General features: G+C 62.0%; 12 protein-coding genes. 11 read left to right on the plus strand and 1 reads right to left on the minus strand.

The genetic code is table 11. From position 1 onward, the window contains the following. Positions 1 to 137 precede the first annotated feature (137 nt). The 7 genes from HX801_RS08440 (at position 138) to HX801_RS08470 (ending at position 6,213) form a co-directional block, all read left to right on the plus strand. Positions 138 to 719, plus strand: coding sequence for an alpha/beta hydrolase (locus HX801_RS08440; protein ID WP_003211820.1), 582 nt, complete (start codon positions 138 to 140; stop codon positions 717 to 719). 48 nt (positions 720 to 767) lie between these two features. Continuing rightward, positions 768 to 1,688 (plus strand): sigma 54-interacting transcriptional regulator, encoded by a 921-nt coding sequence (locus HX801_RS08445; protein WP_003211821.1) that lies wholly within the window; start codon positions 768 to 770, stop codon positions 1,686 to 1,688. A gap of 232 nt (positions 1,689 to 1,920) precedes the next feature. Continuing rightward, a complete protein-coding gene (locus HX801_RS08450; RefSeq protein ID WP_003211822.1) occupies positions 1,921 to 2,703 on the plus strand; it encodes a MetQ/NlpA family ABC transporter substrate-binding protein in 783 nt (260 codons plus the stop codon). A 559-nt stretch (positions 2,704 to 3,262) separates the two neighbouring features. Beyond that, a complete protein-coding gene (locus HX801_RS08455; protein ID WP_003211825.1) occupies positions 3,263 to 3,928 on the plus strand; it encodes an amino acid ABC transporter permease in 666 nt (221 codons plus the stop codon). Further along, the gene (locus tag HX801_RS08460) at positions 3,909 to 4,568 is read left to right on the plus strand and encodes an amino acid ABC transporter permease (protein ID WP_177021881.1); all 660 of its coding nucleotides are present in this window, start codon (positions 3,909 to 3,911) and stop codon (positions 4,566 to 4,568) included. The genes HX801_RS08455 and HX801_RS08460 overlap by 20 nt, the downstream gene beginning before the upstream one ends. Next, positions 4,565 to 5,341 (plus strand): amino acid ABC transporter ATP-binding protein, encoded by a 777-nt coding sequence (locus HX801_RS08465; protein ID WP_003211829.1) that lies wholly within the window; start codon positions 4,565 to 4,567, stop codon positions 5,339 to 5,341. Before HX801_RS08460 ends, HX801_RS08465 begins: the two co-directional genes overlap by 4 nt. Then, entirely contained in the window at positions 5,338 to 6,213 is an 876-nt protein-coding gene (locus HX801_RS08470) for a transporter substrate-binding domain-containing protein (protein WP_177021882.1), read from the plus strand. Before HX801_RS08465 ends, HX801_RS08470 begins: the two co-directional genes overlap by 4 nt. A 117-nt stretch (positions 6,214 to 6,330) precedes the next feature. Here HX801_RS08470 and HX801_RS08475 read toward each other — a convergent pair whose 3' ends face one another. Beyond that, entirely contained in the window at positions 6,331 to 7,491 is a 1,161-nt protein-coding gene (locus HX801_RS08475; protein WP_102367880.1) for an AAA family ATPase, read from the minus strand. A 122-nt stretch (positions 7,492 to 7,613) separates the two neighbouring features. Between HX801_RS08475 and HX801_RS08480 the strand changes: the two genes are divergently transcribed. The 4 genes from HX801_RS08480 (at position 7,614) to HX801_RS08495 (ending at position 15,138) form a co-directional block, all read left to right on the plus strand. Further along, positions 7,614 to 8,717, plus strand: coding sequence for an efflux RND transporter periplasmic adaptor subunit (locus HX801_RS08480; RefSeq protein WP_177009308.1), 1,104 nt, complete (start codon positions 7,614 to 7,616; stop codon positions 8,715 to 8,717). Continuing rightward, positions 8,714 to 9,784: an efflux RND transporter periplasmic adaptor subunit gene (locus HX801_RS08485; RefSeq protein ID WP_177021883.1), complete on the plus strand. Its 1,071-nt coding sequence runs from the start codon at positions 8,714 to 8,716 to the stop codon at positions 9,782 to 9,784. The genes HX801_RS08480 and HX801_RS08485 overlap by 4 nt, the downstream gene beginning before the upstream one ends. Beyond that, on the plus strand, positions 9,781 to 12,834 hold the full coding sequence (locus HX801_RS08490; protein ID WP_087692737.1) for an efflux RND transporter permease subunit: 3,054 nt from the start codon (positions 9,781 to 9,783) through the stop codon (positions 12,832 to 12,834). Before HX801_RS08485 ends, HX801_RS08490 begins: the two co-directional genes overlap by 4 nt. Before the next feature lie 120 nt (positions 12,835 to 12,954). Then, a complete protein-coding gene (locus tag HX801_RS08495; protein ID WP_177021884.1) occupies positions 12,955 to 15,138 on the plus strand; it encodes a glycoside hydrolase in 2,184 nt (727 codons plus the stop codon). Position 15,139: the final 1 nt, after the last annotated feature.

Genomic DNA, 15,139 nt, shown 5'->3' on the forward strand with positions numbered 1-15,139 from the left:
TGCTTTCGCTCTGGTTTTTGATTTGGCTTTTAACACTCGATTTTTGGTTATTAATAAATAGCTTCTTATTCCTTAACGAATATATACCCCGTGCCTATACTGACCCACAACGTTAAACGCTGCAGGAGGGCACACCCATGCACAGCGAGTCGATTCGTTATCTGATCGTGCCGGGCTGGCAAGGATCGCCAGAAGATCATTGGCAAAGTCATTGGCAGAACAGCCTGCCCAACAGCGCTCGTGTGGAGCAGGCCGACTGGCTCACCCCACGCCGCGAAGACTGGGTGGCAGCCCTGGCCGAAGCCATCGCCGCCGACAGCACCCCGGTGATTCTGATCGCCCACAGCCTGGGCTGCATCACCGTCGCCCATTGGGCGGCCACCGCACCGGTGCAGTTCCTGCGTCAGGTACGCGGCGCCCTGCTGGTGGCCCCGGCCGATGTCGAACGCCCTGCCTGCGCACCCGCCCTGCGTAACTTTGCGCCAATCCCCAGCCACCTGTTGCCCTTCCCAAGCCAGGTCGTCAGCTCCGACAACGACAGCGCCGTCAGCGCCACCCGCGCCTTGGAACTGGCACGTAACTGGGGCGCCGAAGCGGGAATTCTCGCGGGCGCCGGGCACATCAACGTGAAGTCCGGCCATCAACGCTGGGAACAGGGTTTCGCCTACCTCTATCGCCTGCAAAATCGCCTGGAACATCACTCCCGGCGCCGTGCATAAAATTTTTTAAACGCCCCTTCCCCTTCGTGGATGGGGCGGGAGCCTGCCATGAGCCTGCATGAAACCTTCGGTCAGCCCCTGCTGACCTTCCCCGACGCCGAAAAAAGCCCCCTGAGCATTCGTGCCAAGGCGCTGGTGTTTGTCGACCCGCGTTCGCGGCAACTGCGTGAAGACCTCGAAAACCTCGCCCCCCGTGCCTTGCCCGTGTTGATCCGCGGCGAAACCGGCAGCGGCAAGGAGTTGCTCGCCCGGCATATCCACCGTGGCAGCGACCGCACCGGCCTGTTTGTCTCGGTGAATTGCGGCGCCATCAGCCCGACATACGCCGACGCCGAACTGTTCGGCTACGCCGCAGGCAGCCACAGCGGCGCAGCCAGCAGCCGCGCCGGCTGGTTTGGCTCGGCCAACGGCGGCACGTTGTACCTGGATGAAATCGGCGACTTGCCGCTGCCAATCCAGGTCAAGCTGCTGGCGGCGCTGGAAAACCACGAAGTCACTCGCGTCGGCGCCCATCAGCCAAGCCCGGTGGATGTGCGGCTGGTGGCGGCCACCAGCATCGATCTCGCCCAGGCCGTGGCGGCCGGCAAGTTTCATGAGCGCCTGTTCCATTACCTCAGCGAAGGCCAACTGGAGCTGCCCGCACTGCGCGAGCGGGTGGGCGACATCCTGTCACTGGCCGAATATTTCCTCGGCATCTACAGCCAGCGCCTCGACCTGCCGGTGCCGCTGATCAGCGACGAAGCCCAGCGCGTGCTGGAGCATCACAGCTGGCCGGGCAACACCCGGGAGTTGGAGAACGTGATTCACTTTGCCTTGCTGGTCAGCAGTGGCGACGAGATTCTGCCTGAGCATTTGAACCTGCCCGTGGCGGGTTCGCCTGTGGAGCAGGTGCGGCGAATTCTTGGCCACGCCAGCGCCGCCGAGGTTGAAGCCCTGAAAAGCTATCTGAAAGAACACGCTGTTTTGTAGGAGCCCGGCTTGCCGGCGATGGCGTCCTCAGGAGCATCGCAAGGCTCAAGACCGCCATCGCCGGTAAGCCGGGCTCCTGCATGAACAAAATGGAATATCAAAGTGAATAAAAAGTATTGTTCTGGAATAAAAAACCTCGGTATTGTCCGCTGCACGCCGCGATAGCACTTCGCTGGCATCCACTAAAAAAGCGGCCGTCCCAGACGACCCGGATTTTCGATAAGGACACTGCATGAAAAAGGTTCTGTTGTTTACCGCACTGGCGGCTGCCCTGACTGCAAGCTTCGCCCAGGCCAACGAGAAACTGGTGGTAGCGGCTACCCCGATCCCGCACGCCGAGATCCTTGAGCTGGTCAAGCCGACCCTGGCCAAAGAAGGCGTGGACCTGGAAATCAAAGTCTTCACCGACTACGTACAACCGAACGTACAGGTGGCCGAGAAGCGTCTGGACGCCAACTACTTCCAGACCCTGCCGTACCTGGAAAACTTCAACAAGGGTAAAGGCACCAACCTGGTCACCGTAGTGGGTGTGCACGTTGAACCCTTCGGCGGCTACTCGAAAAAAATCAAAAACATCTCTGAGCTCAAAGATGGCGCCACCGTGGCCATCCCGAACGAAGGCAGCAACTCCGGCCGTGCCCTGCTGCTGCTGCAAAAGGCTGGCGTGATCACCCTGAAAGACCCGACCAACGCCCTGGCCACGCCGAAAGACATCGCCAGCAACCCGAAACACCTGAAATTCAAAGAGCTGGAATCGGCGCTGCTGCCACGCGTCCTGGACCAGGTTGACCTGGACCTGATCAACACCAATTACGCCCTGGAAGCCGGCCTGAACCCGGCCAAGGACGCGTTGATCATCGAAGACGCCAAGTCGCCGTACGTGAACTTCCTGGTTGCCCGCCCGGACAACAAGGACAGCGACGCGATCCAGAAGCTGGCCAAAGCCCTGACCAGCCCTGAAGTGAAAGCTTTCATCGAGAAGAAATACAACGGCGCGGTCGTGCCGGCGTTCTGATCGAACCCAAAAACCTCCTTCAAGGTTTAAACGCCGACGGCTTCTACAGCGTCGGCGTTTTTTATGGCTGGAACACAATCGAAATGTGGGAGCGGGCTTGCTCGCGAATGCGGTGGGTCAGCCAACACATCTGCTGACTGATACACCGCATTCGCGAGCAAGCCCGCTCCCACATTTGGGACTGTGTCAGCTCAGATATTTCGACTGTTAATGGCCCTGCGTAGCGCCACCAGCCACTTCACCAGTTCCTGCGGATCAATCGGTTTTGCCTCGTTCATCGTTCACTCCCTCGCTGTTGGTTGGCCGTCAGTCTGGCCACGCGCTGCCTATCCCTGAAGTGCAGCTCCGATAAAAAGACCCTTCCTACTTCCCCGGGAACAGTAGCTGTCATCCATCTGCACCGCGAATTCGCAGGTTATCTATTTGGGTGATATCAATATGCTATTTCGGTATTTAAATTTTGCTTTTTATACCTTTAAAGTCGGCGCTACCCGGCGTTACCCACGCTGGACCGGACCGCACCAACGCCGCTTTACCCCTGCGGCGTCAGGGATTTCAGATGACCTTCGATTACGCATTTATCCTCAGCACGCTGCCGGCGTTTCTCAAGGCCGTGGGCGTTACCCTGCAAGTCGGCCTGATCGCCATTGGCACCTCCATGCTGGTGGCCTTGATCAACGCCGCGCTGCTGGTGTTTCGCACGCCCTACGTGTGGCGCCTGGTGGCGCTGTACGTGGAGTTGGCGCGCAACACACCGCTGCTGATCCAACTGTTTTTCGTCTACTTCGCGTTGCCGGCCCTGGGGCTGAATATCTCCGGGTTCTGGGCGGCAATCATCACCATGACCTTTCTCGGCGGCGCCTACCTCACGGAAGTGTTGCGCGCCGGTGTCGAGGCGGTGCCGCTGGCACAGATCGAATCGGGCAAGTCCATCGGGCTGTCCCACTGGCAACTGCTGCGCCATGTGATCCTGCCCCAGGCCGGGATCCTCAGCCTGCCGGCGCTGTTTGCGAACTTTATTTTCCTGCTCAAGGAAACCACGATCGTGTCGGCGGTGGCGGTGCCGGAGATTCTCTACACCACCAAAAGCTATATCGCCCTCTACTACAAAACCTACGAAATGCTCGCGGTGCTCACGTTGATCTGCGTGCTGTTATTCCTGCCGCTGTCGCTGCTGCTCAGCCGCCTTGAAAGGAGGCTCCAGCATGGCCAGTTCGGGTCTTGAATTACTCTGGGTGTCCTTGCCGCAACTGGGCAAGGGCGCGGCGCAAACCCTGTCGATCTCGTTCTTGAGCATCGCCTTCAGCACCGTCGGCGGCGTGGTGTATGGCGTACTGCGCACGTTGAATTCGAAAGCGATCAACCTGGTGCTGCGGATTTACCTGGAGCTGTTCCGCGCCATTCCGGTGTTGGTGTGGTTGTACTTGCTGTTCTTCGGCCTGCCGATTTTCTTTGGCCTGAGCATTCCGAGCTTCTGGTGCGCCGTGCTGGTGTTGTCGCTGTGGGGTGCCAGTGAAGTCGGCGAAGTGGTGCGCGGTGCGTTGCATTCGTTGCCCCGAGGCCAGCGTGAAGCCGGCCTGTCGATTGGCCTGTCGGACCCGCAACTGTACGGCTACGTGCTGTTGCCCCAGGCCCTGAAACGCATGACCCCGCCGACCATCAACGTCTTCACCCGCATCATCAAGACCAGCTCCCTGGCGGTGCTGATCGGTGTGGTGGACGTGATCAAGGTCGGCCAGCAAATCATCGAGCGCACCTACGAGTCAGTGTTGATCTACGGCGCGCTGTTCCTGTTTTTCTTCTTTATCTGCTACCCGTTGTCGGCCGCCTCCAAGGTGCTGGAACGGCGCTGGGCCCAAGCATGAGCGCATTGATCGAGTTCCAGGGTTTCAACAAGTTTTTCGGCGACCAGCAGGTGCTCGACGGCATCGACCTGAGTGTGCAAAGCGGCGAAGTGGTGGTGATCCTCGGCCCCAGCGGTTGCGGCAAAAGCACCTTGCTGCGGTGCCTCAATGGCCTGGAAGTGGCCCACAGCGGCAGCCTGCGTTTTGCGGGCAAGGAGCTGCTGGACAAGGCCACCGACTGGCGCCAGGTGCGCCAGGACGTGGGCATGGTGTTCCAGAGTTATCACCTGTTCCCGCACATGAGCGTGCTCGACAACCTCCTGCTCGGCCCGCTGAAAGTGCAAAAACGCGAGCCCCGCGAAGCCCGGGCCCAGGCTGAAAAACTGCTGGAACGGGTGGGCCTCTCCGACAAACGCGACGCCTACCCGCGCCAGCTGTCGGGCGGCCAGCAGCAACGCATCGCCATCGTCCGCTCGTTGTGCATGAACCCGCAGGTCATGCTGTTTGACGAAGTCACCGCCGCCCTCGACCCGGAAATGGTCAAGGAAGTACTGGAAGTGATCCAGGGCCTGGCCCGGGACGGCATGACGCTGCTGATCGTCACCCATGAAATGGCCTTCGCCCGCGCCGTCGCCGACCGCGTGGTGTTCATGGAGGCCGGCCGCATCCTCGAACAAAACACCCCCGAGGCATTCTTTACGAACCCGCAAACCGCACGCGCGCAGCAGTTCCTGGAGAAGTTCTCCTTCGTTTCAACACTGCCCAAAAGAACCAAGGAACTGGAGCTGTCATGAAAACTGCCAAGTTGTTATTCCCCCTGTTCGGCCTCGCTTTGCTGGCCGGCTGCAATAAATCCGAAGAGCCCGCCAAGACGGCTGCCGCTGCCACCCCGGCACCCGCTGCGGTGAGCTACATCGACAAGATCAAGGCGCGGGACAAGCTGATCGTCGGCGTATTCACCGACAAGCCGCCGTTTGGTTTCGTGGATGAGTCCGGCCGCTATGTCGGCTTCGATACCGACATCGGCCGCCGTTTCGCCAAGGACCTGCTGGGCGACGAGAACAAGGTTGAATTCGTCGCCGTAGAGCCGGCGAGCCGCATTCCGTTCCTGCAAAGCGACAAGGTCGACCTGATCCTCGCCAACATGACGGTGACGCCGGAGCGCAAGGAAGCGGTGGACTTCACCAACCCGAACCTGAAAGTCGCGGTGCAGGCCCTGGTGCCGCAGGACAGCTCGGTGAAGAGCCTGGACGACCTGGCGACCCGCACCACCATCGTCACCACCGGCACCACCGCGGATATCTGGCTGACCAAGAACCACCCGGACTGGAAACTGCTGAAGTTCGAGAAAAATTCCGAGTCGCTGCAAGCGTTGTCGGCGGGCCGTGGTGATGCCTATGCCCAGGACAACCTGGTGCTGTTCAGCTGGGCCAAGCAGAACCCGGGCTATCGCGTGCTGGAGCAGAAACTGGGGGATGAATCGCCGATTGCGCCGGCGGTGAAGAAGGGCAACATCGAATTGCGGGATTGGGTGAATGCCGAGCTGGCGAAGTTGGGCGAAGAGAAGTATTTGCTCAAGCTGTATGACCAGTATGTTCGCAAGGAACTGAGCGATGACACCAAGCCTGAGAGTGTGATTGTTGAAGGCGGGAAGTGGCAGGGTTGACCCGTCAATGATCGTTCCCACGCTCCGCGTGGGAATGCCGCCTTGGACGCTCCGCGTCTGCTGCTGGGACGCGGAGCGTCCCGTGATGCGTTCCCACGCAGAGCGTGGGAACGATCATCAGCTGGGCCAATGCCACGCCGGCTCATCCAGCACCCGCTGCCCCACCACCTGCGTCTGCCCCATCACCTTCTCCAGCACGATCGAATTACACCCTTCATCCTGCTGCAACGCCGCAATCAAGCGGCTGGCATGGGACACCACCCACACCTGACACTGCTGCGACACCTGAATGATCAGCCGCGCCAACGCCGGCAAAAGATCCGGGTGCAAGCTGGTTTCCGGTTCGTTCAATACCATCATCGTCGGTGGCCTCGGCGTCAGCAGCGCCGCCACCAGCAGCAAGTAGCGCAAGGTCCCGTCCGACAGCTCCGCCGCCGATAACGGCCGCAGCAACCCTTCCTGATAAAACTCGATGGCAAAACGGCCGCCCTGCAATGGCTCGATATTCAACCGCGCGCCGGGAAACGCATCGCTGATCGCCCGCTGCAAGGCGTCCGGGTCGCCAATCTCGCGAATGGTCTGCAACGCCGCTGCCAAATCCCGACCGTCGTGATGCAGCACCGGCGTACGCGTGCCCAGTTGCGGCTGGCGCACCGGGGCGTCGACGTCGCTGCGAAAATGATCATAAAAGCGCCAGCCGCGAATGCTTTCGCGCAGCAGCAATACCTCCGGCGAACCCCGCAGGCTGCCGACCTGATCGAACAGGCTGTGGTAGTTCGGCGTGTGCTGGGCCAGTACATCCCAGGCGCGGCCATCGCGGGCACGTACCATCGGGCCGGAGCGCTGCACCAGCAGGCTCGCCGGACGGTACACGTGGCCGGCCCAGATGCATTCTTTCTTGATCTCCGGGTCCAGGGAAAAATAGGACAAGGTCTTCTCGGGCAACCCCAGGGAAATCGCATAGCTGAAATCCTCTGCGGCAAACCCCAGGCGCAGGCGCTTGGCGCCCTGGCGCACGATGGGCTCCACCGCCACTTCACCACTGAGCATGCGCCGACTGATGCTTTCCGGCCCGGCCCAGAAGGTTGAATCCAGCCCACCCTCGCGGGCCAGTGCGTTGATCACGCCGCCCTGGGCCGTCTCCGCCAGCAGCCGCAGGGCGCGGTACAGGTTGGACTTGCCGCTGCCATTGGGGCCGGTAATCAGGTTCAACCGATCCAGCGGCACCACCAATTTGTTGATCGAGCGGTAATTGGCCACCGCGAGGGTCTTGAGCATGAGAAAAATTATCGGTTTGGGAACCCCTGGAGTATGGGATTCTCCATGCAGATAAGGAACCCTGTTCTAAGCTCACAGTCGCATAGACACTGGCACGTCGGCATCACGCAAAAGGAGCCTGCATGGGCGGTCACAAACTCACATTTATCCTCGGCCTTGGCCTGCTGGCGCTGCTGAGCGGTTGCGGCCAGGAAAAAGCCGAACCCAAGGAACATTCCCGGGTGTTTGTGCAGACGGTGAAGTCCACCGACTTTGCCGCCGCCGTGACCTTGACCGGCGATATCCAGGCCCGGGTGCAGACCGATCTGTCGTTCCGCGTCGGCGGCAAGATCATCCAGCGCATGGTGGATGTCGGCGACCGCGTCAGCGCCAAGCAGGTGCTGGCCAAGCTCGATCCGAAAGATTTGCAGACCAATGTCGACTCCGCCCAGGCCCAGGTGGTCGCCGAGCAGGCGCGGGTCAAACAGACCGCCGCCGCGTTTGTGCGCCAGGAAAAACTCTTGCCCAAGGGCTACACCAGCCGCAGCGAATACGACTCCGCCCAGGCCGCGTTGCGCAGCAGCCAGAGCGCGCTGACCGCGGCCCAGGCGCAGTTGGCCAATGCGCGCGAGCAGTTGGGCTACACCTCGCTGGTCGCCGACGCGCCGGGCATCATCACCGCCCGCCAGGCCGAGGTGGGCCAGGTGGTGCAGGCCACCGTGCCGATTTTCAGCCTGGCCCGGGATGGCGAGCGCGACGCGGTGTTCAACGTCTATGAATCGCTGCTGGTGGAGCCGCCGCCGGACAAACCGATTACCGTCAGCCTGCTGGAAAACCCGCAGATCACCGCCGTGGGCAAGGTGCGCGAAGTCACCCCGGCCGTTGCCGCCAATACCGGCACGGTGCAAGTCAAAATCGCCCTCGACGCACTGCCCAAGGGCATGCAACTGGGTTCGGTGGTCAGCGCCACCGCCAACGGGCCGGCCAAGGCCAGCATCGAGTTGCCGTGGGCTGCCTTGACCAAAGACATCAGTGCGCCGGCTGTCTGGCTGATTGACGGCGACGGCAAGGCGCAACTGCACAAGGTCACGGTCGCGCGTTACCTGACCGGCAAGGTGATCATCAGCGACGGCCTCAAGGGCGGCGAAAAAGTCGTGGTGGCCGGCGGGCAATTGCTGCATCCCGGCATGATCGTGGAAATCGCCCAGCCGCCGGATCAGGCCCAGGCCCAGGGAGTGCAGCCATGAAGCAGTTGACGTGTGTTCTCGCCGCCAGCCTTCTGTTAATGGCGTGTTCCAAGGAAGAACCGGCGCCGGAACCGGTGCGCCCGGTGCTGTCGATTGAAGTGAAAGCCGAGGACCAGGAAAACCTCGGCCGCTTCGCCGGCACGATCCAGGCCCGCTACGAAAGCAATCTCGGTTTCCGTGTGCCAGGCCGTATCGCCCGGCGCGCGGTCGACGTGGGCGCTGAAGTGCAGCAGGGCGCGTTGTTGGCCGTGCTCGACCCCACCGATCAACAGAACCAGTTGCGCGCCGCCCAGGGCGACCTGGCCCGGGTCCAGGCACAGTGGATCAACGCCCAGGCCAATGCCCGCCGCCAGCAGGAATTGTTCAACCGTGGCGTCGGCGCCCAGGCCCAGCTGGACATCGCCCAGACCGACTTGAAAACCTCCCAGGCTTCCCTGGATCAGGCCAGGGCCTCGGTCAACCAGGCCAAGGACCAGCTCAACTACGCCGAACTGCGCACCGACCATGCAGGCATCGTCACCGCCTGGAATGCCGAGGCCGGCCAGGTGGTCAGCGCCGGGCAGCAAGTGGTGACCCTGGCACGACCGGACATCAAGGAAGCCGTCATCGACTTGCCCGCCGGCCTCGCCGAGCGCCTGCCGCCGGATGTGGTGTTCCTGGTCGCCGGGCAAATGGACCCGAACATCAGCACGACTGCCACCGTGCGCGAGATCGAACCCCAGGCCCAAAGCGCCACGCGCACCCGTCGCGCCCGCCTGACCCTGGCGGAAACACCGCCCGCGTTCCGCCTTGGCACCGCCATCAGCGTGACCCTGAGTTCAGCCATCGCGCCGCGTATCGAATTGCCCCTCAGCGCCTTGCAGGAAGCCGACGGCAAGACCCGCATCTGGGTCATCGACACCCAAAGCCAGACCGTACAGCCCCGTGACGTCAGCATCGTCAGCCGTGACGCCGACAGCGCCTTGCTCAACGCCGGCGTCAAACCCGGCGAGCGGGTGGTGAGTGCCGGCGTGAACAGCCTGAAGCCCGGGCAAAAAGTCAAAATCGACGAGGACAGCCCGCGATGAAAGGGAGCTTCAACTTATCCGACTGGGCCCTCAAGCATCAGTCCTTCGTCTGGTACCTGATGTTCGTCGCGCTGCTGATGGGCGTGTTCTCGTACATGAACCTCGGTCGCGAGGAAGACCCGTCGTTCACCATCAAGACCATGGTGATCCAGACCCGCTGGCCGGGTGCGACTCAGGAAGAGACCCTGAAGCAGGTCACCGACCGCATCGAGAAAAAACTCGAAGAGCTGGACTCCCTCGACTACGTGAAGAGCTACACCCGGCCCGGCGAGTCCACGGTGTTCGTGTTCCTGCGGGACACCACCAGCGCCAAGGACATCCCGCAGATCTGGTACCAGGTCCGCAAGAAGATCGACGATATTCGCGGCAGCTTCCCCCAAGGCTTGCAGGGGCCGGCGTTCAACGACGAGTTCGGGGATGTGTTCGGCTCGGTGTACGCGTTTACCGCCGACGGCCTGTCGATGCGCCAGCTGCGCGATTACGTGGAGCAGGTGCGCGCCGAAATTCGTTCGGTACCGGGGCTGGGCAAGGTCGAGATGATCGGCCAGCAGGACGAAGTGATTTACCTGAATTTCTCTACCCGCAAACTCGCAGCGTTGGGGATCGATCAGCGCCAGGTAGTGCAGAGCCTGCAATCGCAGAACGCGGTGACGCCGGCTGGGGTGATCGAGGCCGGGCCGGAGCGGATTTCGGTGCGCACCTCCGGGCAGTTCGCCTCGGAGAAGGACCTGGCCAACGTCAACCTGCGGCTCAATGACCGTTTCTATCGGCTGGCCGACGTGGCGGAAATCACCCGTGGCTATGTCGACCCGTCGACGCCGATGTTCCGCTTCAACGGCAAACCCGCCATCGGCTTGGCCATCGCCATGCAGAAGGGCGGCAACATCCAGGACTTCGGCAAGGCCCTGCACAAACGCATGGACGACCTGACCGCCGACCTGCCGGTGGGTGTGGGCGTGCACAAGGTTTCCGACCAGGCCGAAGTGGTGGAGGAGGCCGTTGGCGGCTTTACCAGCGCGTTGTTCGAGGCGGTGATCATCGTGCTGGTGGTGAGCTTTATCAGCCTCGGCGTGCGTGCCGGGTTGGTGGTGGCGTGCTCGATCCCGCTGGTGCTGGCGCTGGTGTTCGTGTTCATGGAATACAGCGGCATCACCATGCAGCGGGTGTCGCTGGGCGCGTTGATCATTGCCCTCGGCCTGTTGGTGGACGACGCGATGATCACCGTGGAGATGATGATCACGCGCCTGGAAAAAGGCGAGACCAAGGAGCAGGCGGCGACGTTCGCCTACACCTCCACCGCGTTCCCGATGTTGACCGGCACGCTGGTGACCGTCGCCGGGTTTGTGCCGATTGGCCTCAACGCCAGTTCGGCGGGGGAGTACACCTTCACGCTGTTCGCGGTGATTGCCGTGGCAATGCTGGTGTCGTGGGTGGTCGCGGTATTGTTCGCGCCGGTGCTCGGGGTGCATATCCTCAGCAGCAAGGTAAAACCCCACAATGCCGAGCCGGGCCGTGTGGGCCGGGCGTTCAATGGCGGCATGCTGTGGGCGATGCGTAACCGCTGGTGGGCCATTGGCATTACCGTGCTGCTGTTTGTAGCGTCGGTGTTTTCCATGCAGTTTGTGCAGAACCAGTTTTTCCCGTCCTCGGACCGTCCGGAAATTCTCGTCGACCTCAACCTGCCGCAAAACGCCTCGATCAACGAGACCCGCAAGGCCGTCGACCGTCTTGAGGCGATCATCAAGGACGACCCGGACATCGCCCGCTGGAGCACCTACATCGGCCAGGGCGCGATCCGTTTCTACCTGCCGCTGGACCAGCAACTGGAGAACCCGTACTACGCGCAACTGGTGATCGTCAGCAAGGGCCTGGAAGAGCGCGGCGCCTTGATTGCGCGCCTGCAAAAACGCCTGCGGGAAGATTTTGTCGGCGTGGGCAGCTTTGTGCAGCCACTGGAAATGGGCCCGCCGGTGGGGCGTCCGATCCAGTACCGGGTGTCTGGCAAGGACATCGACCAGGTGCGCAAACACGCGATCGAACTGGCGACCATGCTCGATAAAAATACCCACATGGGCGAGATCATCTACGACTGGAACGAGCCTGGCAAAGTCCTGCGGGTGGACATCGCCCAGGACAAGGCGCGGCAACTGGGGCTGTCGTCGGAAGACGTGGCGCAGTTGATGAACAGCGTGGTCAGCGGTGCGTCGGTGACCCAGGTGCATGACGATATCTACCTGATCAACGTGGTCGGCCGCGCCGAAGATGCCGAACGCGGTACGCCGGAAACCTTGCAGAACCTGCAGATCGTCACGCCCAACGGCACCTCGATTCCGCTGCTGGCGTTTGCCACCGTGCGCTATGAGCTTGAACAGCCGTTGGTGTGGCGTCGCGACCGCAAGCCGACCATCACCATCAAGGCGGCGGTGCGCGACGACATGCAGCCGACCGACCTGGTGAAACAGCTCAAGCCGGACATCGACAAGTTCAGTGCTGGGTTGCCGGTGGGCTACAAGGTCGCCACCGGCGGCACCGTGGAAGAAAGCGGCAAGGCCCAGGGCCCGATTGCCAAGGTAGTGCCGTTGATGCTGTTCCTGATGGCGACCTTCCTGATGATCCAGCTGCACAGCGTGCAGAAGATGTTCCTGGTGGCCAGCGTGGCGCCGCTGGGGCTGATTGGCGTGGTGTTGGCGCTGATTCCCACGGGCACGCCCATGGGCTTTGTGGCGATTCTCGGGATCCTTGCGCTGATCGGCATCATCATCCGTAACTCGGTGATCCTGGTGACGCAGATCGACGCCTACGAGCGCGACGGCTACACGCCGTGGGACGCGGTGGTGGAAGCTACCGAACACCGGCGCCGGCCGATCCTGCTGACCGCAGCAGCGGCCAGCCTGGGCATGATCCCTATCGCCCGTGAAGTGTTCTGGGGCCCGATGGCCTACGCGATGATCGGCGGGATCATCATCGCCACCTTGCTCACGCTGCTGTTCCTGCCGGCGCTGTACGTGGCCTGGTACAAGATTCGCGAGCCGAAGAAAGAACAAGCCTGACGGCCACAGCGGTGACATTCCTACACGGACGTGGGAATGTTCCCTGAAACATTTTTTTGCCCTTCGCACCCGATCAATTGTTTTACCCTCCGGGCCTGATCCTTTGCCAAGGCCTGCCCCATGCGTTGTTTCCTGCTGGTTTGTAGTTTGTTACTGTCGCCCGTGGCCCTTGCCGGCACGGTGCTGGAGAACGCCCTGTGGCGGGTTGAGATCGACCCGGCGACCCTTGCGATCCACGTTATCCCCAGCGACAAGACCGCCGTGCAGGCTTCAAGCGGAGGCCCTGCGCACAGGGTCAACCAGCTCTCCCAAAGCACCCGTCAGGCCAGTTGGCAATGGGACGATGGCGCCTATCGCCTGAGCGCCACCCTCGAGCAACGGGATCTTGCCCTGACGATTACCGCCCGTGATGCCGGTGAGTTGGCGATCCTGCGCCAACCCGCCAGCGCCATGGGCAAGGGCCTGATCTGGCCCCTGGCCGAAGGGCATTACGTGCCGGCGGGCAATGGTGTGTGGCAGGACTTCCTGCTGGAGCAGGGCGACGTCAACACCACCCAGGACCTCAGCTTGCCGCTGTGGGGCGTGGATCACGGCGCGTTTACCCTCAACTGGCTGATGACCAATCCTTACAACAACCGTCTGCACTGGCAGGCCGACGGCAAAGGACTGGCGTTGTCCGCCTTCCATGAATTCACCACGCTGGACCCCGCGGCACCGATGACCGTTCTGTTGCACCTGGGCGAAAGCGACCCGCTGGCCGGCGCCAAGCGTTATCACCAGTGGCTGGTGGAGCAGGGGCTGTTTGAACCGTTGGCGGACAAGTTGCGGCAAACCCCGGAAGCGGAAAAGCTGCTGGGCGCCAGCCATATCTACCTGTGGGGCAATGGTCTGCTGGCTCCGGGGGATGTGCGCGACTGGCCGCAACTGCTCAAGCTGCTACGCAGCGGCAAAGGCTTGGCGGCTGAATTGAATGGCTTGCTGGACAAAGAGGCTGCGCAGGTTCGGCAGGTCAAGCAACCGTATGAGCAGGCTGTCCTGCTGCGCGGCCTGAACGCGGCGATCAACACAAAGGCCCGGCAAAGCTGGCAGCCCTCCACCGAGCCGAATATGACCCAACTCGCTGATGGCTATGGTGCGCTGCGTCGCGAGTTGGCCGTGGCTTTTGCGGGTGCCTTGAGCGCCACGCCTGAGACTTGGGGCAACACCTTGTCCGTCACCAACGCGCTGAAAGGCGCCGGTCTCAAGCGCCTGCTGGTGACCCAGGGCGAAGGCTGGGAAGGCGGGCTCTGGCATCCTGAGGCGGTGAAGACCGGGGTCGACGCCGGTTACCTGATGGCGCCCTACGACTCTTATGAAACGGCACTGTCGGCCACTGAAAATCCCGACTGGACCACCGCGCACCTGGGCAGCAAGGCCTATGGCGAGTGCGCGATCGTGTTGAAGGGCGGCCAGCTCAAGACAGGCTTCCAGAAGTCCGGCCACTACACCGACCCGCGCTGCGTGCGGCCGTTGCTGGAGGCGCGGATCAAGGCGGTGCAGGCCAAGTCCGGGTTCAACGCCTGGTTCCTCGACGCCTATGCCACCAGCATGTTGTTCGACAGCTATCGCACGGGTGCGAGCATGACCCAGGCACAAAACGCCGAAGGCAATATCGATGCGGCCCGCTGGATCAATACGGCGCTGAAGTTGCCGGCAGGTTCCGAGGACGGCAACGCGATCACCGCCCGAGGCATCCTGTTTGCCCACGGCATGCAAACGCCGGTGCTGGGCTGGGGTGATCGTGAGATGACCAAGGACAAGCAGTCGCCGTATTACGTCGGGGCTTGGTACCCGCCGGAACAGCCGGCGGTGTTCTTCAAGTCGGTGCCGTTGAAAGAGCCGTTTCGCACGGTCTACTTTGACCCGACGATGCGCCTGCCGCTGTATCAGGCGGTGTTCCATGGCTCGGTGATCACCACCCACCATTGGCTGTTCGACAGCCTGAAACTTAGCAACGTGCGGGCCGAAAACGAGCTGACGCAACTGCTCTACAACGTGCCGCCGCTGTATCACCTGAGTGCGGCGACGGTGAAGCAGCGCTTGCCGGTGATTCAGCGCCAGGACGCGTTCTTCCGGCCGCTGCATGAGCGGTTGGCGACTCAGGCCATGACCGATTTTCGCTGGCTGACGGAAGATAAACAGGTGCAGCAGACCACGTTTGCCGATGGGACGCGGTTGGTGGCGAATTTTGCTGAGGGGCGTATTACCGCTTTTGTACCTGGCGCCCAGGCTGTGGTGTATCAGGTGGATGAGTGGCGGCTGTGAG

Source organism: Pseudomonas sp. G1002 (assembly GCF_013385455.1).
Lineage (GTDB): Bacteria > Pseudomonadota > Gammaproteobacteria > Pseudomonadales > Pseudomonadaceae > Aquipseudomonas.

Bases quoted from the DNA above. Each gene is read 5' to 3' on its own strand.
- HX801_RS08440 (WP_003211820.1), top strand. From the start codon at position 138: ATGCACAGCGAGTCGATTCGTTATCTGATCGTGCCGGGCTGGCAAGGA.
- HX801_RS08445 (WP_003211821.1), top strand. From the start codon at position 768: ATGAGCCTGCATGAAACCTTCGGTCAGCCCCTGCTGACCTTCCCCGAC.
- HX801_RS08450 (WP_003211822.1), top strand. From the start codon at position 1,921: ATGAAAAAGGTTCTGTTGTTTACCGCACTGGCGGCTGCCCTGACTGCA.
- HX801_RS08455 (WP_003211825.1), top strand. From the start codon at position 3,263: ATGACCTTCGATTACGCATTTATCCTCAGCACGCTGCCGGCGTTTCTC.
- HX801_RS08460 (WP_177021881.1), top strand. From the start codon at position 3,909: ATGGCCAGTTCGGGTCTTGAATTACTCTGGGTGTCCTTGCCGCAACTG.
- HX801_RS08465 (WP_003211829.1), top strand. From the start codon at position 4,565: ATGAGCGCATTGATCGAGTTCCAGGGTTTCAACAAGTTTTTCGGCGAC.
- HX801_RS08470 (WP_177021882.1), top strand. From the start codon at position 5,338: ATGAAAACTGCCAAGTTGTTATTCCCCCTGTTCGGCCTCGCTTTGCTG.
- HX801_RS08475 (WP_102367880.1), bottom strand. From the start codon at position 7,491: ATGCTCAAGACCCTCGCGGTGGCCAATTACCGCTCGATCAACAAATTG.
- HX801_RS08480 (WP_177009308.1), top strand. From the start codon at position 7,614: ATGGGCGGTCACAAACTCACATTTATCCTCGGCCTTGGCCTGCTGGCG.
- HX801_RS08485 (WP_177021883.1), top strand. From the start codon at position 8,714: ATGAAGCAGTTGACGTGTGTTCTCGCCGCCAGCCTTCTGTTAATGGCG.
- HX801_RS08490 (WP_087692737.1), top strand. From the start codon at position 9,781: ATGAAAGGGAGCTTCAACTTATCCGACTGGGCCCTCAAGCATCAGTCC.
- HX801_RS08495 (WP_177021884.1), top strand. From the start codon at position 12,955: ATGCGTTGTTTCCTGCTGGTTTGTAGTTTGTTACTGTCGCCCGTGGCC.